Consider the following 15,971-nt stretch of genomic DNA (forward strand, 5'->3'; position numbering starts at 1 on the left):
CCGTTTTCGTGAGCGCAGGGCCGGCCATTGCCGGCCCTGCTGCTTAATGGCGATTATGCTGCAAAATACGCCGGGCCCGGGCGATCACCGGACTGTCTACCATATGTTCATTGACCGCCACCACGGCCCCGTTTGTTTGTTCATTGGCCGCCATGACCTTATCTGCCCAGTTGATTTGCGCCTGAGTAGGGGCCAGCGCCTGAGTGGCCGGAGCTACCTGACGCGGATGCACCAGCAAAACACCGCCAAAGCCCAGTTTCGCCCCTTCCCGCACATAGTTCTGCAGACCTTCGTCATCGTTAAAGGCGGTATACACCGCATCCAGCGGTGCGGCCAGCTCGTGAGCCCGGGAGGTGGCCACCAGCTGGCTGCGAATGGGCAAAAAAGGGGTTTGATCCTGGGGCTCGCCGGCCGGAGGCGGATAGTCCATGGCCAGATCCAGCGCCATGTCGAGCTGGCCGAATAGCAGCCGGGCCACGCCATTGGCGGTGGCTATATCATTGAGCAGAGCCAGGGCTCTGGCTGATTCAATAAAAGGCAGCAGGGGTTTGTCGCTGGCATTGGCCAGTTCAGTGAGGGCATCGGGATCTTCTGCCTTGGGCACCACAATGGCGGCCACCGCATCGGCACGGCACAGGGCGGCATCCTGATTGAACCAGGGGGTGTCGGTGCCGTTTATGCGCACCAATACCGAGGCCGGAGGTTGCCCGGTAAGCCAGTGGGCCAGGGTGCTGCGGGCAGCATCCTTTTCTGCCGGAGGCACAGCATCTTCCAGATCGATGATAACGGCATCGGCACCACTGCTGAGGGCCTTGGCAAACCGCTCGGGGCGGTTGGCGGGAACAAACAGCAGGGTCTGCAGCGTATTGATGTTCATAGAAAACTCCGTTTAACCCTTCGCGATGGCGAAGCGATGTGAAGACGTCTTCTGTTTAGATCAAACAAGGCCCGGCTGCAAGCAGCCGGGCCTTGTATTAGAGCGTGCTGTGGTTACAGGCTTTGGTGTGGGCCGAATACTTCATAGTGCAGCTGGTCGTCGGCAATGCCCCAGCCGGACAGAGTTTCTTTCACCATGGCCATAAAGGGCACGGGGCCGCAGAAATAGTAGTGAGCACCGGGCTGGCAGATGGCGTCTCTGAGCTTGCCTAGATCCATCAGGCCGCTGGCGTCGTAATCTTCTGCCGGGCGATCGGTCTCCTGCGGCTGCCGGTACCAGACATGGGTTTCCAGATTGGCATGAGCCTGACGGCGGGCCTGAATGTCTGTTTTGAAGGCGTGCTGAGCGCCGTTTTCACAGGCGTGAAGCCAGTAAACGGGAGCTGTGTGATTCTGGCTCAGCAGCTGGTCCAGCATGGCGCGCATGGGGGTCAGACCTACGCCGCCAGACAGCAGTACTACAGGGGTTTGCGGAGTCACGTCCATAAAGAAGTCGCCGGAAGGCGGCAGCACCTGCAGGGTGTCGCCTACCTGAACCTGATCGTGCATAAAGCTGGAGGCCACGCCACCCTGCTCGCGCTTCACCGCAATGCGATAGTTTTCACCATTGGGTGCCTGGCACAGTGAATATTGGCGATATTCATTATGTGCCAGCTGGTCGGAAACCAGGTGCAGGTTAAGGTACTGACCGGGCTTAAAGCCGACCACGGGGCCGCCGTCGGCAGGGGCCAGCAGAAAGCTGGTGATAAGCTCGCTTTCAACCTGCTTTTCTTTCACTACAAAGTTACGGGTGCCGCGCCAGCCACCGGTCCGGTTTTCGTTCTCTGCATAAATCTGCTCTTCCCGGCCAATAAAAATATCGGCCAGGGCACCGTAGGCCTGAGCCCAGGCATCAATCACTTCCGGTGTGGCGGCATCGGGAGCCAGCTCTTTAATGGTCTCCAGCAGGTGATGGCCCACAATGGCGTACTGCTCCGGCTGAATGGAAAAACCGGTGTGCTTCTGGGCGATGCGCTCTACCGCTGTGCTCAGTACGGCAGGGTTGTCGATGTTTTTGGCATAGGCCAGCACGGCGGCAAACAAGGCGGCAGGCTGGCGGCCGGTATGCTGGTGGCTGAGGTTAAACACATCTTTCAGCTCGGGATTGTCGCGAAACATCCGCTGGTAGAAATGTTCGGTCAGGGCGGTGTTGGCCGACTCCAGCAGGGGAACGGTGCTTTTCACGATTTCAATGGTGCGGGCTTCCAGCATGAGTACCTCGTTTGCCTTTAAAGTTGTATCAAATATGTCACTTAATGGGGCTGAATGATATAGATACATCTGAGATGCATCAATTAATTTTTGCATTTTTTGTGCCTGAGGCTCGAGCAAGCGGGCTGCAGCCGGTATGATTGCGGCCATTGTGAGCAAGGAATTAGCCAAATGACGCCATCATCGGGTTTTGAGCAAGTTATTCGTGGCATAGATCAAGTGAATGAGCAGGATCCCAACCGTCAGACGGTTGCAGGAAAAGACTGGCCCAAAGAGCGCCTTTACAGTGAACGCATGACGCAACAACTCAAGATGTTTGCGCCCGATGCCGGCGAGCTGCTGCATATTGCCGCCCGGGCTCAGCATATTCGCCGCTGGGCCATTCCCCGTTCCGATTACCCCATGGACAGAGCCGGTTACAAGCGCTGGCGCAGTGAACTGGCGCAATATCACGCCGATCTTACCGGCCATCTCATGGCTGAAGCCGGTTACGATCAAAAAGCCCAACAACGGGTGAGCGCCCTGTTGCTGAAGCAACGCCTGAAGCAGGATGCAGAAGTCCAGCTGCTGGAAGATGTGATTTGTCTGGTGTTTCTGCAGTTTTATCTTGAAGACTTTGCTGCCGGCCACGACGACGCCAAGGTGGTGAGCATTATTGCCAAAACCTGGGGTAAAATGTCTGCGCAAGGGCAGACGGCAGCGCTGGCACTGCCCTTGTCACCTGCCATGCTGGCATTGATCAAACAGGCACTGGCAGGCTGAACATGGCCTTAAGGCTATGCCAACCATATAGAAACTATATTTATGCTTAATTTGTTATCAATGTTAAATAATTTTTGTGTGTCGGGGCCGATGCACCCTTAACAGGATGTGAGTAAAAGGGGAGAGGATCCGATGAATGCGATTGTGCTGGCGATTCTGGTAATGGTGGGCCTGTGTCTGGCCCGGGTGTCTGTGGTGTTTTCGCTGGTAGTGGCGGCTCTGGTGGGCGGGCTCTGGGCCGGCATGTCGGTGGATCAGGTTATTTCCGCCTTTAACGACGGGCTGGGCGGCGGTGCGACAGTAGCATTGGCTTATGCCACTTTGGGAGCCTTTGCGGTGGCGCTGTCGCGCACCGGCATTACCGCCATGGTATCCGACAAGGCGCTGGCCTGGGTGGGGGGCCGGCGTGGCGCTGGTGAGCAGACTGCCCCCGGCGGTGTAAAATGGCTGCTGTTTGTCGCGCTGATCCTGGTGGGGGCGGCGTCGGGCACTGTGGTGCCGGTGCATATTGCCTTTATTCCCATTCTGGTGCCGCCCCTGCTGGGGCTGATGAACATGCTGCAGCTGGACCGCCGTGCCGTGGCCTGTGTGATCACGTTCAGCATTACCATTATGTACATGACCACCCCCGTAGGGTTTGGCACCATTTTTCTTAACGATATCCTGACCAACAGCGTGAATCAGGCCGGTGCAGAGCTGGGTATGCAGGTAACCACCGCCATGGCTCCCAAGGCCATGCTGTTGCCGGCGCTGGGCATGCTGCTGGGGCTGCTGGTGGCGGTGCTGTTCAGTTATCGCCGCCCTCGCGGCTATCAGTCGCCACTGAATGAGGTAAAGCAGGATAAAGCCAGCCGGCCGCAGCTCAGCCGCAAACAGCTGATGATGATAGGTGTAGCCATAGTGGGTGCGCTGGTGGTGCAGCTGACCACCGGCTCCATGGTGCTGGGTGGCTTGCTGGGCTTTGCCTTGCTGTCGATGAACGGCCTGTTCAAGTGGAAGGATCAGGACGATGTGTTCACTCAGGGCATGCGGCTGATGGCGCTGATCGGCTTTATTATGATTGCCGCCTCGGGCTTTGCCGGCGTGATGAAGGCATCCGGTGCTATCCCTGAGCTGGTGACCGGCTCGGGCGCGCTGATTGGCAATAATCCGGGACTGGCGGCGCTGGTCATGCTGCTGGTGGGCCTGTTTATTACCATGGGCATCGGCTCATCGTTTTCCACCATTCCGATTATTGCCGCTATTTATGTGCCTCTGGCTATCAGCTTCGGCTTTTCGCCGCTGGCTACCCTGGCGCTGGTGGGGACTGCCGGTGCGCTGGGTGATGCGGGCTCACCGGCGTCCGACTCCACTTTGGGCCCCACCGCCGGTCTGAATGCCGATGGTCAGCATGATCATATCCGCGATTCGGTGATCCCTACCTTTATCCATTACAACATTCCGCTGGTCCTCTTTGGCTGGATAGCGGCACAGGTGCTTTAATCCAAGCCTTGCTGGTCTGAATATCGGGCCAGCTTGCTCAGCAGCCAGTCGGGATCGTCGTGGGGCAGATCGTGGCCGGCCCGGGGATGCTGATGCAAGGAGGCGCGCAGGTGCTGCGCCAGTGTTTGGCTGCATAATGGATTAACCAGATGATCCTCCAGGCCACACAGCACAAGCGGCTTTACAGGCAAGTCTCTGGCTGGCACTCGGTAGCGGGCGGCAGCGACAAGCTGACGTGCAAAGTTGCGGTGAGCGGTGGGGTACTGGTTGGCGTAGTGTATCCAGCCTGGCAGTAGGGTATCGCTATCATGTCGATGATTGCAGGTAAGGCGGTAGATAAGTCTCTCTCTTTGCGCTCTGGTCATCAGCAATGCAAGCCCCACTCCCAGCTGGGCCATTGGCCGAAGGCGTAGCCAGAAGGGGTTAAGAGTGCTGCTTGAGTTCACCAGAGCCAGACCGGCCACTTCTTGTGGGTAGCGAGCAGCCCATTCAATGGCAATCATGCCACCCATTGACAGCCCGAGCAGATAAACCGGCCGGCGTATGGTTATTTCGCAACGAAGCTGCTCCACCATCTCCGCTATGGTAGTGGCACTTTTTTGCTGGTGATAAATGCCGTTGCCATAGAGCTCCGGACACTGCACTTGTGCGTTAAGCCGAGTGGCCAGTTGCTTTGGAAAGTCTCCCCAATAGCGGCACTCCCGGGCCAGCCCGCGCAGCAGTATCCAGCTGGGTTGAGTCATGGTGCCATGGTCCTGCCGGTAATCTGCTCCACAAACAGCCGTGCCGGCAACGACAACGGAAAGTCTGAAGCCCGTGCCAGCACCACCCGCTGGGGCGGTACATCGTCATTCAGCGGCACACAGGCGATGGCAGCGCCGTCGTAGCTTTGATCGCCGGCGGGCCGGGTGCAGGACAGTGCCACACCATGGCCATGGGCCACCAGACCGCGCTGCATTTCAAACGACAGGGTGTGATGAATGCGGGCCGGCTGCAGATCCCGGTGCCAGAACAGCGACAGAAAATATTCCCGGGTCAGCGGCAGATCCTGCAAGATCAGAGTCTCTTGTGCCAGCTGCCGCAGACTTAGGCTGCTTTGTTCTGCCAGTGCGTGATCGACCGGCAACAGGGCGTATGGTTTGAGCTCATCGAGCACATGGGTGCGACATTCCGGTGGCAGGCTCAGGCCGTAGCTCAGCACCAACTCTGCCTTGCCCTGCTCCAGAAACTCCCGTACACCGGCCAGATCCTGCTCCTGCATACTGACTCTGACCTTGGGGTAGCGACGCTCAAACTCACTCACCAGACGCGGCAGATAGTAGGGCGCTATATCCCGAAAGCAGGCAATCACCAGCTGGCCTTGCACGTCATCGGTATTTTCATGTTTGTCGTCCAGCAGGTTGTGCGACAGGGTAAGAATATGTCGTGCTTCATTAAACAGCGTTTCTCCCCTTGGGCTCAGGCTCACCCCCTGACCACGATGGCGCTGAAACAACGGCTGGCCGAGCAGACCTTCCAGCTGATTAATAGCAATGGACACAGAGGGTTGAGACACATGCAGGGCAACGGCTGCCCGGCTGATGCTGCCGTGCTGGGCTACTGCCACAAAGTAACTGAGCTGACGAAAAGTAAATGGTATAGCCATTAGGTTATGCACTTTATATTAAATCTATATTTTTATGCTATGTAAAAAGACTGTTAAAGTCGAGCTGTCATCAAATACCGGGGAAGGAGAGGGACATGACCACAGCCATTGCCAGCAATATCTGGCTGACCGACGAGCAGAAGGCCGCCTATCAGCGTGATGGTGCCATTGTGATTAAAGGTGTATTTAAAGACTGGATTGAGCCGCTGCGTGCCGGTTTTGACCGAGTGCTGCAACACCCCAGCGAACATGGCCGCGAGAACGTAACCGGCACCGATACCGGTCGTTTCTTTGAAGATTACTGCAACTGGCAGCGTATTCCCGAATTTCGTCAGTGGATAGAGCAGTCGCCCGGTGCCGCCATTGTGGGTGAGGCCACCGGCTCGAACGCCATTCAGGTGTTTCACGAGCATATTCTGGTGAAGGAGCCGGGCACCTCCAAGGCCACCCCCTGGCATCAGGATAACCCTTATTACTGTGTGGACGGCGAGCAGACCGGCAGTTACTGGATACCGCTCGATCCCATCACCCCAGAAAATGCCCTGCAGGTGGTACTGGGCTCCCACCGCTGGCCCAAGCCGGTGCGCCCGAGCAAGTGGTCCACCAATGCGTCCTGGTATACCGACGACAGCCCCTATATGGAGATGCCGGATATCGACAATGGTGATTTCGAGATCATGATTCCGGAAATGGAGCTGGGTGATGCCCTGCTGTTTAACTTCAAAACCGTGCACGGCGCGCCGGGCAACCAGACTCAGAATCGCCGCCGGGCCTTTTCCACCCGCTTTATGGGCGACGATGTGCGTTATGTAAACCGGGGCGGACCTACTTCACCGCCCTTTGACGGCATCAATTTGCAAACCGGCGACCGCATGCGAGAAGACTGGTTCCCGGTGGTATGGCGGCGTTAATGCCGCTTTGTTAACCGCAAATGAGAAAGGCCCGCTGAACAGCGGGCCTTTCTGTATCTAGCTGTAGGTGCCGCTTCAGCCGGCGCAAACTGTCAGACAAACCTGTACTAAAGGCCTGTTACCCAGGCCCTGCCGGCTAAAGCGGCAGCTACTTTGAGCATCAGGTTGCTCGGATCAGGCAGAAGCAGCAGTGCGGTTGCTACGGTATTTTTGTCATTCCTGCGCAGGCAGGAATCCACGAACAAGGCGACAATATTCCGCTCTGCACATGGGCCCCTGCCTTCGCAGGCGACGAGTTGTCTTTCTCGCTTTCAGCTTCTCGCTTCCAGCTTTGTTAAAGCAGTTGCCGCCATAGCGCCGCGGTCAGCACGCCGGCGGCGATAGCGGGCAAGGGCTTTTTCAGGATTAACATCACCAGGCCGGTGGCCAGCAGAGCTGCCCGGGCACCGTCGTCGCCGTTGACCGCCTGAGGGGTAAGAATGGCGATCAGCACGGATCCCGACATGGCGCTGATAAAGTTCTGCACCCGGCGGTTAATGGGAATAACGGACATGATCAGCACACCACCCAGTCGGGTGAACAGGGTAACCACCGCCATAACAGCGATAATAAGCAGGGTGCCGTTGCCGGCGGTTTCCAGCATCATTTCCCTTTCTCCATCCAAATTGCTCCCAGCAGTCCGCCGGCCAGCGCGCCTACCACCACATGGCTGTTTTCCGGCAACCACCAGTACGCAGCCATAGAGCTCCCCCCGGCCACTATCCAGATGAGCAGGGTACGAAGATCCTTGCGGGCACCCAGCGCCATGGCCAGCAGGAAGCAGCCCAGTACCATGTCGAGGCCGATGCTGACCGGATCTTCAATGGCGCTGCCGAAGCGGATTCCGAGCCAGGTGCCGATCATCCAGAAGGCCCAAATTGCCATGCCGCCGCCAAATAAAATGCCAAGAGCCCGTTCACCCTTGTGAAAGTGTTGCATGGCCAGGGCCCAATTGGCATCGGAAGCGAACAGCATCATGCCGTAGCGTTTGGCCGGTGGCAGATGGCGCAACCAGGGGTAGAGGGTGGCTCCCATCAGCAGGTGACGGGCATTGATGGCAAAGGTGGTAATCATTAAGGGTACCAGCGGCACCTGCAATCCCCAGACGTCGAGGGCGGCAAACTGGGAGGTTCCGGCAAACACAGTGGCACTCATCAGCACGATGCTGCCGTCGCCGAGGCCGGTCTGGTGTGCGGCCAGACCAAACGCCAGGCCGAAGGCGGCCACAAAAAAGGAAAGGGGCAGCAGCTGCTTAAAGCCCTGCCAGATATCCTGCCGGTCCAGCTGGGCCTGGGCCGCATAGGTGTCCATAAAAGTTCCGTGTGTGAAGACGTAAAACAGACAGCATACCATAGGGGGTAGTAAGGGCGAGGTGAAGGATCACAACAATAAAAAAGACCCGCACGAGGCGGGCCTTTGGCAGCACAGCTACAAGCCTTACTTGGCGATGCGTTTGTACTTGATACGCTTGGGCTGAATGGCCTCGGCGCCGTAGGTCTTCTTCTTCCACTCTTCGTATTCGGTGAAGTTGCCTTCGAAGAACTCCACCTTACCCTCATCCTTGTAGTCGAGGATGTGGGTGGCGATACGGTCGAGGAACCAGCGGTCGTGCGAGATCACCATGGCGCAGCCGGGGAATTCCAGCAGGGCGTTCTCCAGCGCGCGCAGGGTTTCCACATCCAGGTCGTTGGTCGGTTCGTCGAGCAGCAGCACGTTGCCACCGGTCTGCAGCAGCTTGGCCATGTGCAGACGGCCGCGCTCACCACCGGACAGCTCGCCGACCCGCTTCTGCTGGTCGGTGCCCTTGAAGTTGAACCGGCCCAGGTAGGCGCGGCTGGGGATCTCCAGGTTGCCGATGCGCATCATGTCGAGGCCGCCGGACACTTCTTCCCATACGGTCTTGTTGTTGTCCATGGCGTCGCGGAACTGCTCCACCGAGGCCAGCTGCACGGTATCCCCAAGCGTGATGCTGCCGCTGTCCGGTTGCTCGGCGTTGGTCAGCATGCGGAACAGGGTCGACTTACCGGCACCGTTGGGGCCGATGATGCCGACGATGGCACCCTTGGGAATGCTGAATGACAGGTCGTCAATCAGCACGCGGTCGCCGTAGGACTTGGTCAGGTGCTCCACCTCGATGACCTTGTCACCCAGGCGCGGACCGGGCGGAATGAACAGCTCGTTGGTTTCGTTGCGCTTCTGGAAGTCCTGATTCTGCAGCTCTTCAAAGCGGGCCATACGGGCCTTGGACTTGGCCTGGCGGCCTTTCGGGTTCTGACGCACCCACTCCAGTTCCTTCTGAATGGACTTCTGACGGGCGGCTTCGGAAGAAGCTTCCTGAGACAGGCGCTGATCCTTTTGTTCCAGCCAGGAAGAGTAGTTGCCTTCCCACGGAATGCCTTCGCCACGGTCCAGCTCGAGGATCCACCCGGCCACATTGTCGAGGAAGTAACGGTCGTGGGTAATGGCCACTACGGTGCCTTCGTAGTCGTGCAGGAAGCGCTCCAGCCAGGCTACGGACTCGGCGTCCAGGTGGTTGGTAGGTTCGTCGAGCAGCAGCATGTCCGGCTTTTCCAGCAGCAGCTTGCACATGGCCACGCGGCGGCGCTCACCACCGGACAGCTTGCCGATCACGGCATCCCAGGGTGGCAGACGCAGGGCATCGGCGGCGCGCTCGAGCTGGTTGTCCAAGTTGTGGCCGTCGTGGGCCTGAATGATGGCTTCCAGCTCACCCTGGCGCTTGGCCAGTTTGTCGAAGTCGGCATCGGGGTCGGCATAGGCGGCGTAAACGGCGTCCAGCTCCTTGAGGGCACCGGCCACTTCGGCCACGCCTTCTTCCACTTCCTGGCGTACCGTGTGCTCGGGGTTGAGCTGGGGCTCCTGGGGCAGGTAACCGATCTTGATGCCGGGCTGGGCGCGGGCTTCACCTTCAATCTCGGTGTCGATGCCGGCCATGATGCGCAGCAGGGTGGACTTACCCGCGCCATTCAGACCCAGAACACCAATTTTGGCGCCGGGGAAGAACGACAGGGAGATATTTTTCAGAATATGACGCTTGGGCGGAACCACCTTGCCCACGCGGTGCATGGTGTAAACAAATTGAGCCATTTCTATATTGTCCTGATAAATCAGTGAGTTGACAGGCCTTTCTGGCAGGCTGTGAGTCAGCCCGCGGCCAACGCAGGGCCATGGCGCTATATGGTACTTGGCTGGGCGGGGAATGCCAGTGGCGAGTGGGGTGAAAAGTGCAGAACCTGGCTGTCTGGAGTAGCGGTAATACGAAGCAGAGTAGGTTGCGAATGAGCGTAGCGAATTCCAACACGCGGTTGTCTGCGAAATGTTGGGATTCACTTCGTTCATCGCCATCTACCCACTGGAGCGCGGGCGGCCCGCCCGCATTAGCGCCGAAGGCGCTCAGTTATTCAAAAGACAGGATCAGGACTTGGTCTTCAGGGTTTCCTTGAAGGACTGATCCACAAAGTCGCCGGTGGCGGGGTGGAATTCCTTGCCTTCATAGGTGGTTTTCATGGTGATTTCGCCGCTGATCAGCTTTTCGGCCAGCTCGTCCAGTTTCGCCCGCACTTCGGGGGAAACGTCGTCCGCCAGGGTCAGCTTGACTACGTCACCCTGGCCGAGGCCGATTTCGGTGATTTGGTTGGGCTGCCACTTGCCAGTGGTGAAGTCCTGGGCGGCGTTGAGAATAGCCACGCTGGCATCGGCCACTGCCGAGCCCACAAAGGTGTCGTCCACCTGGGTCCAGTCGGACACGTTGCCGATATGGCGCACCTCGCCGTTGTGTTTTTTGATCTCGTCAATCACGCCCTGGCGGCCGGCGTTGAGCATGGTGTAAATCACGTCGGCACCATGGGCGATTTCGGCGGCGGCGGCTTCGGCGTTGATGCCGGTGTTGTCCAGATCGCCGGTGAACCAGGTCAGGTATTTGGCATCCGGGTTCACGTGCATCAGGCCGTCATAAAAGGCGGCACGGCCAATCAGGCCGGGCTTGGGCCAGGCGCCGGAGATGTGGCCCACCACGTCCGATTCGGTGGTCAGGCCCGCCAGCGCGCCCGCCAGCCAGGCGGAGTCTTCCTGGCGCACCACATAGCTGGACAGGTTGGGACCCTGTACATGGCCCTGAATCACCACGAATTTGATGTCGGGGAACTCCTTGCTCACGGTCTCGGCCGGGCCGTTGCACTGACCGCCGTGGGCGATGATCATGTCCGGGCCTTTCTGGGCCAGCTCGCGCATGGCCTCGGTGAGCAGAACCGGATCCGAGGTGGCAGAAATATTGGATACAAAGCTGGCGTTCACATCCAGCTGATCACGAATCTTTTCGTAGCCTGTGTGGGCAGCCTGCATAAAACCGCCGTCGTTGTGCTTGCCGGGGATCAGCACGGCAATATCGGCCTTGTCGGCAGCCATGGCCTGAGCCAGGGGAGTGAGTGCCAGGCCGGCGGCGACGAGCAGGTTGCGCATGGTGTTGTTCATGGTTTCATCCTTGATTGTTTCAATGTTAAGGGTTTGCTGTGAACCTTTCTGGTGAAGCACACCCTATACTTTGGTCTTATTGTTGTTAAATAAGTGTTACTATGGGTGCGGTTTTGATCACAAAAAATGCGAAAATGGGGGCGTAAATGTGATCGGGGAGAGGATCTGCGCCGCTGAGCGGGAAGAAAAACACGGCAGGGAAGAAAGAGGAAGGCAAGATAATGCCGCATCCCTGCGGCATCGGGTTACTCTGGGTCCCTATTATTGCACCAGCGGGTAAGGCAGGCCGAGGCCACTGTATTGCCAAAAAACGCCCAGTCCATCCAGACCGGTTTTTGCGCGTGTTTGTCGATGGCGGCGGCCGAGGCCAGCAGGGGCGTCCACAAAGCAGCCAGAACAACGCAGGAGAGCAAGCCTTTTCTTATTTTGATGGTTTTCATCGAAGCACTTCCGGTAAAGAAGAAGCCTTGCTTATAGCATGACCGGGTCACGGCCAGAAGCAGGGCGGCAGATTATTTTTCGTCCGTCATCTGCTGCCGGCGTGTGGCCATTACTCTTGTTCCATCAGGATTTGGGTGGCCTGGATCTCATGCTCCTGCAAAAAGGCCAGCAGTTTCATCATGTTGTCCACGGTGACCGTGCTGTCTGAGGCCAGCATCAGCTCTGCCTTTTTCAGGCTTTCAAGGTTTTGTTCCAGCACCGGCCTGAACGCGGCCCAGTCATCGTATTTTTCTCCCTGCAGCGCCCAGGCCGGACTGCCCGCCAGCAGGTTGATGGTCATGCTCTTGTCCTCCTGTACCACCGACAGCGCCTCGCTGTCGGTTTTGGGCAAGTCCACTTCCAGAGACTGCAGCGGAATATTGGCGGTGAGCAGCAAAAACACCAGCACGATAAAAATGATATCGAGCAGGGGAGTGATGTCGGGGGTCATGGCGCGCCAGGCCGACTGGCTCGCCTCCGGGCTTTTGATCATGAACGACCTCCCAGCCCCAGTCCTTCCAGATGCAGGTTGCAGCGGTTCAGCTCGTGGGTCAGGCGGTCAAGCAGACGATCGGCCCAGAGCCCGAACAGCTGGGCACCGGCAATGGCCGGCAGGGCAATCAGCAGGCCGGCGGCGGTGGTGCTCATGGCCTGGCCCAGACCGTCGGCCAGCAGCGCCGGCGTAACGGGGCCGCCGCTCTCACCGATGCTTCTGAACATCTCAATCAGGCCAAGCACGGTACCCAGCAGGCCCAGCAGCGGGCTGATAACCCCCACCAGAGTCAGTACCCGCAAGCCGGCATGCAGACGGCGGCGCTGTTGCTGCAGCCAGACCGCGGCCAGATCTTCCCGAATGGCTTTAGAGCATTCCTGGTGTTGTATCAGCAACCGGCAGCCCTGCAGCATGACGGAGGCAGGGGCTTTTTCATCCTTGCCGGGATAGGTGTTGCCCTGGCTGCGCAGACGGCGTTTTTCCTGCTCGCCGCGCAGGCTTATCCACAGCAGGGTCAGACCCCGCTCCAGCCAGATGGCCAGAGTAATGACAGAGCAGATGATCAGGGGCCAGCTCATCAGGCCCAGTTGTTGATGCAGTTGATTAATAAACGCCATGATTTAGTCCAGTTTGAAACGAATGGGGATCTGTACGCGGTGAGCCAGGGCCCGGCCGTTTTCTATATAAGCAGAAAACCGCCATTTGGCGATGGCTTTAATGGCCGCCTTGTCGAGCACATTCACGCCGGAAGAGCGTGCCAGAACACGTTTGGTTTGCTTGCCCTGCTCGTCCAGCCATACCTCAACCACCACTGTGCCCTCCAGGCCACGCCGGCGCGCCTGCACCGGGTAGGCAATGGGCGAGGGCCGGGTCTTAAAGCTCGGCTTTTCAATGCGCTTGGGCGCACTGTTTTTGGTTTGCTGGGGCTGCTCCCTGGGGGCCTGTTTGACCGGCTCGGGGGCCGGTGCCGGCTTGGGAGCAGGCCTGGGTGCTGGCTCGGGCCTGGGCGCTGGCTCAGGTTTGGGCACAGGTTTTGGCTTGGGTTTGGGCTTAGGCTTAGGCTTGGGCTCGGGTTTCGGTTCCGGCTTTGGCTTGGCCGGCTCAGGCTTGGGTTTTGGCTCGGGTTTCGGTTCCGGCTTGGGTGGCGCGGGCTCAGGGGGAGCGGGCCTGGTCACGGTGGGCATCATTTTAACGCTGATGGGGCCCGGGTTTTCAGCCGGTGCCAGCGCAATTTCCATGGGATTGCGCTCCATTGCCTGAGCCAGCAGCCCATGAAGCAACAGAGAACAAACAACAAAGACGCCATAGCGTTTAAGGCTCACAATCCATCCTCAAAAAAACAGTACAAAAATATCACAGCCACAGCATACGGATTTTTATGGCAATGTCTATTGAAATGATAATTGGTTGCATTTAGAAAACTGTTTCATTAATCTCGCCACCATCTTAAAACCCAATAGGCGGGGAGTGCCAGGTGAAGCATAACGATGTGATAAGTAAGCCGTCGCTGATAGCGCTGGCTCTGGGAATGGCGTTGTCAGCACCGGCAACGGCTGTCGGCAGCAGTGAGCTGGAGGATCCAGGCCAGCCGCGATAATTCTACCCTGAGCAGCAGCAAGTACAGCGCCGCTGTTATCACTCGTCAGCAACTGGAGCAACAGCAACCCGACAGTGTGGCTGACGCACTTAAATACCAGCCCAATATTGATATTGGCGGTGGCCCGCGGGGAAGTAATCAAAAACCGGTTATTCGTGGTCTTGAAGGTACCCGGGTGCTGCAGTTGGTAGACGGTGCCCGGCAGAACTTTGTGGCCGGACACAGAGGCACCTATCAGCTGGATCCCGAGCTGCTCAAGCAGATTGATGTTATTAAAGGTCCGGCCGGCAGCCTGTGGGGCAGTGGTGCCATTGGCGGCGTGGTGGCGCAGACCACTCAGGACGGGCGGGATTTGCTGAACGGTGGCCAGAATGTGGGTGGCTATATCAGGCAGGGTCATGGCACGGCGGCAGATCAAAACCGTACCAGTGCTGCTATTTATGGTGCCGGTGAGCAGTTTGATCTGCTGCTGAACGGCTATTACCGGGATCAGAACGATGTTCGTCTGGGCGATGATCGCAGCCTTGCCTATTCCGCCGAGTGTGGTCAGGGCGGGCTGATCAAGCTTGGCTGGCAGCCGGACGATACTCAGCGCTTTAGCCTGAGCCACCGCCAGAGTGAAACCATCGGTTCGGTGCCCGGTAATCCTGAAACCAATGTGAATACCAGCAGTCCGCTGGTGGATCGGGAATCGACCGATCAGAGTACTGTGCTGGATTATCAGCTGAACCCGGCCTCCGGGCTGGTGGATCTGGATCTGGATCTGACGCTGTACCACAACCGCTCCGAAGTGGATGAGTTTCGTGTGGCACAAAACCAGCGTGATCATACTGACTATCGCACTCTGGGGCTCAGTCTGGTAAACCGCTCCCGGCTGGAGTGGGGTAAACTCACCTACGGACTGGACGGCTATCAGGATAAAAGCCGGGGCTACCGGCAAGGTACTAATCGTCCTATACCAGCAGATGGCCGTTCCGAGGTGGTGGGCAGCTTTGTGCAGGCTGAGCTGCCCTTGTCCGGAGCCTGGACCCTGCTGCCGGCTTTGCGTTACGACCATTTTCAGACCGAGGCCAAGAATCTTGCCGGTTCAAAGCGCAGCGAGAGCGAGCTGTCCAAATCGCTGGCGCTGAGCTGGCAGGCCACCGGCTGGCTGAAACTGATTGCCCGTTATGACGAGGCGTTCAGAGCACCTACCAGCGAAGAGCTGTACACCACAGGAACGCATTTCTCCTTGGGTCCGATGGGAACCAATGTCTTTGTGCCCAACCCTGAGCTGCGCCCGGAAAAAGCGGCCAACAAGGAGCTGATTGTCCGGGCAAGCTTTGATGGTGTGCTGACGGGCGAGGACAGGCTCAGGCTGAACGCCAGCCTGTTCCGGAATGAGGTGAAAGACTTTATTGAACAGCAAATTATCATGGACTTTGCCAACAGGGTGTTTGAAACCCGTTATGACAATGTGCAGGATGCCGAGCTGCAGGGAGGGGAGCTGGCCATTGACTATGACTGGCGGGATCTGGAGCTGGGCCTTTCTTACGGCCGCACCCTCGGCAGAGACAAGGCTACCGGCAAGGCGCTGGAAGGCATTCCCGCCGACAAATGGGTGGCTCATGCCGGCTACTGGTTGCTGGACAGCCAGTTCAGGCTGGGTGCCCGGTTAACATATGCCGGCTCGGTACAATTTGAAGACATAGATTACAGCAACTACACCCTGCTGGATGTGGGTGCCAGCTGGTATGCCCAGGGAGCATTAAGCGGGCTGGAGCTGGCTTTGACCGCAGACAACCTGACCGATCGTTATTACCGCCGTGCTTTCAGTGAGCTGTATGAGCCCGGACGTAATATCAAGCTGAGCGCCCTGTACCGCTTCTAATATTCAAGGAGTTATCC

General features: G+C 58.1%; 16 protein-coding genes. 4 read left to right on the forward strand and 12 right to left on the reverse strand.

Features of this window, described 5'->3' with window-relative positions:
• Window positions 1-43: 43 nt before the first annotated feature.
• The gene (locus N2M06_RS04450) at window positions 44-877 is read right to left on the reverse strand and encodes a CoA ester lyase (RefSeq protein ID WP_346351735.1); all 834 of its coding nucleotides are present in this window, start codon (window positions 875-877) and stop codon (window positions 44-46) included.
• 113 nt (window positions 878-990) lie between these two features.
• Window positions 991-2,187 carry an NO-inducible flavohemoprotein gene (hmpA, locus tag N2M06_RS04455; protein ID WP_346351736.1) on the reverse strand — a complete coding sequence of 399 codons (1,197 nt, stop codon included), beginning with the start codon at window positions 2,185-2,187 and terminating at the stop codon, window positions 991-993.
• Window positions 2,188-2,358: 171 nt separating this feature from the next.
• Here hmpA and N2M06_RS04460 point away from each other — a divergent pair, with 171 nt between their 5' ends.
• Window positions 2,359-2,949: a DUF4202 domain-containing protein gene (locus N2M06_RS04460; RefSeq protein WP_346351737.1), complete on the forward strand. Its 591-nt coding sequence runs from the start codon at window positions 2,359-2,361 to the stop codon at window positions 2,947-2,949.
• Window positions 2,950-3,081: 132 nt separating this feature from the next.
• Window positions 3,082-4,431: a Na+/H+ antiporter NhaC family protein gene (locus N2M06_RS04465; protein WP_346351738.1), complete on the forward strand. Its 1,350-nt coding sequence runs from the start codon at window positions 3,082-3,084 to the stop codon at window positions 4,429-4,431.
• Here the strand turns inward: N2M06_RS04465 and N2M06_RS04470 are convergent.
• Window positions 4,428-5,174, reverse strand: coding sequence for an alpha/beta fold hydrolase (locus N2M06_RS04470; protein WP_346351739.1), 747 nt, complete (start codon window positions 5,172-5,174; stop codon window positions 4,428-4,430). The two genes, N2M06_RS04465 and N2M06_RS04470, sit on opposite strands and share 4 nt — an antisense overlap.
• Window positions 5,171-6,076: a LysR substrate-binding domain-containing protein gene (locus tag N2M06_RS04475; RefSeq protein WP_346351740.1), complete on the reverse strand. Its 906-nt coding sequence runs from the start codon at window positions 6,074-6,076 to the stop codon at window positions 5,171-5,173. Before N2M06_RS04475 ends, N2M06_RS04470 begins: the two co-directional genes overlap by 4 nt.
• 95 nt (window positions 6,077-6,171) lie before the next feature.
• On the opposite strand from N2M06_RS04475, the gene N2M06_RS04480 reads away from it, so the two are divergent.
• Window positions 6,172-6,987 carry a phytanoyl-CoA dioxygenase family protein gene (locus N2M06_RS04480; RefSeq protein WP_346351741.1) on the forward strand — a complete coding sequence of 272 codons (816 nt, stop codon included), beginning with the start codon at window positions 6,172-6,174 and terminating at the stop codon, window positions 6,985-6,987.
• A 334-nt stretch (window positions 6,988-7,321) separates the two neighbouring features.
• Here the strand turns inward: N2M06_RS04480 and N2M06_RS04485 are convergent, their stop codons facing one another.
• From N2M06_RS04485 to N2M06_RS04520, 8 genes are all read right to left on the reverse strand, one after another.
• Entirely contained in the window at window positions 7,322-7,633 is a 312-nt protein-coding gene (locus N2M06_RS04485; RefSeq protein WP_346351742.1) for an AzlD domain-containing protein, read from the reverse strand.
• On the reverse strand, window positions 7,630-8,337 hold the full coding sequence (locus N2M06_RS04490; RefSeq protein WP_346351743.1) for an AzlC family ABC transporter permease: 708 nt from the start codon (window positions 8,335-8,337) through the stop codon (window positions 7,630-7,632). Before N2M06_RS04490 ends, N2M06_RS04485 begins: the two co-directional genes overlap by 4 nt.
• A 126-nt stretch (window positions 8,338-8,463) precedes the next feature.
• On the reverse strand, window positions 8,464-10,131 hold the full coding sequence (gene ettA / locus N2M06_RS04495) for an energy-dependent translational throttle protein EttA (protein ID WP_346351744.1): 1,668 nt from the start codon (window positions 10,129-10,131) through the stop codon (window positions 8,464-8,466).
• 327 nt (window positions 10,132-10,458) lie between these two features.
• Entirely contained in the window at window positions 10,459-11,514 is a 1,056-nt protein-coding gene (locus tag N2M06_RS04500) for a BMP family protein (protein ID WP_346351745.1), read from the reverse strand.
• 245 nt (window positions 11,515-11,759) lie between these two features.
• Entirely contained in the window at window positions 11,760-11,954 is a 195-nt protein-coding gene (locus N2M06_RS04505; RefSeq protein WP_346351746.1) for a hypothetical protein, read from the reverse strand.
• A 110-nt stretch (window positions 11,955-12,064) separates the two neighbouring features.
• Complete coding sequence (locus N2M06_RS04510; protein WP_346351747.1) at window positions 12,065-12,487, reverse strand: biopolymer transporter ExbD; 423 nt, start codon at window positions 12,485-12,487, stop codon at window positions 12,065-12,067.
• Window positions 12,484-13,104 (reverse strand): MotA/TolQ/ExbB proton channel family protein, encoded by a 621-nt coding sequence (locus N2M06_RS04515; RefSeq protein WP_346351748.1) that lies wholly within the window; start codon window positions 13,102-13,104, stop codon window positions 12,484-12,486. The genes N2M06_RS04510 and N2M06_RS04515 overlap by 4 nt, the downstream gene beginning before the upstream one ends.
• A gap of 3 nt (window positions 13,105-13,107) precedes the next feature.
• The gene (locus N2M06_RS04520) at window positions 13,108-13,809 is read right to left on the reverse strand and encodes an energy transducer TonB (RefSeq protein ID WP_346351749.1); all 702 of its coding nucleotides are present in this window, start codon (window positions 13,807-13,809) and stop codon (window positions 13,108-13,110) included.
• Between the two features lie 243 nt (window positions 13,810-14,052).
• On the opposite strand from N2M06_RS04520, the gene N2M06_RS04525 reads away from it, so the two are divergent.
• Entirely contained in the window at window positions 14,053-15,954 is a 1,902-nt protein-coding gene (locus tag N2M06_RS04525) for a TonB-dependent hemoglobin/transferrin/lactoferrin family receptor (RefSeq protein ID WP_346351750.1), read from the forward strand.
• Window positions 15,955-15,971: the final 17 nt, after the last annotated feature.

The organism is Oceanimonas sp. AH20CE76 (genome assembly GCF_039654065.1).
GTDB classification, from domain to species: domain Bacteria; phylum Pseudomonadota; class Gammaproteobacteria; order Enterobacterales; family Aeromonadaceae; genus Oceanimonas; species Oceanimonas smirnovii.

Coding starts and splice junctions, on each gene's coding strand:
- N2M06_RS04490 (WP_346351743.1), bottom strand. CDS start 8,337: ATGGACACCTATGCGGCCCAGGCCCAGCTGGACCGGCAGGATATCTGG.
- N2M06_RS04475 (WP_346351740.1), bottom strand. CDS start 6,076: ATGGCTATACCATTTACTTTTCGTCAGCTCAGTTACTTTGTGGCAGTA.
- N2M06_RS04485 (WP_346351742.1), bottom strand. CDS start 7,633: ATGATGCTGGAAACCGCCGGCAACGGCACCCTGCTTATTATCGCTGTT.
- N2M06_RS04470 (WP_346351739.1), bottom strand. CDS start 5,174: ATGACTCAACCCAGCTGGATACTGCTGCGCGGGCTGGCCCGGGAGTGC.
- ettA (WP_346351744.1), bottom strand. CDS start 10,131: ATGGCTCAATTTGTTTACACCATGCACCGCGTGGGCAAGGTGGTTCCG.
- N2M06_RS04480 (WP_346351741.1), top strand. CDS start 6,172: ATGACCACAGCCATTGCCAGCAATATCTGGCTGACCGACGAGCAGAAG.
- N2M06_RS04450 (WP_346351735.1), bottom strand. CDS start 877: ATGAACATCAATACGCTGCAGACCCTGCTGTTTGTTCCCGCCAACCGC.
- N2M06_RS04460 (WP_346351737.1), top strand. CDS start 2,359: ATGACGCCATCATCGGGTTTTGAGCAAGTTATTCGTGGCATAGATCAA.
- N2M06_RS04515 (WP_346351748.1), bottom strand. CDS start 13,104: ATGGCGTTTATTAATCAACTGCATCAACAACTGGGCCTGATGAGCTGG.
- N2M06_RS04500 (WP_346351745.1), bottom strand. CDS start 11,514: ATGAACAACACCATGCGCAACCTGCTCGTCGCCGCCGGCCTGGCACTC.
- N2M06_RS04510 (WP_346351747.1), bottom strand. CDS start 12,487: ATGATCAAAAGCCCGGAGGCGAGCCAGTCGGCCTGGCGCGCCATGACC.
- N2M06_RS04505 (WP_346351746.1), bottom strand. CDS start 11,954: ATGAAAACCATCAAAATAAGAAAAGGCTTGCTCTCCTGCGTTGTTCTG.
- hmpA (WP_346351736.1), bottom strand. CDS start 2,187: ATGCTGGAAGCCCGCACCATTGAAATCGTGAAAAGCACCGTTCCCCTG.
- N2M06_RS04465 (WP_346351738.1), top strand. CDS start 3,082: ATGAATGCGATTGTGCTGGCGATTCTGGTAATGGTGGGCCTGTGTCTG.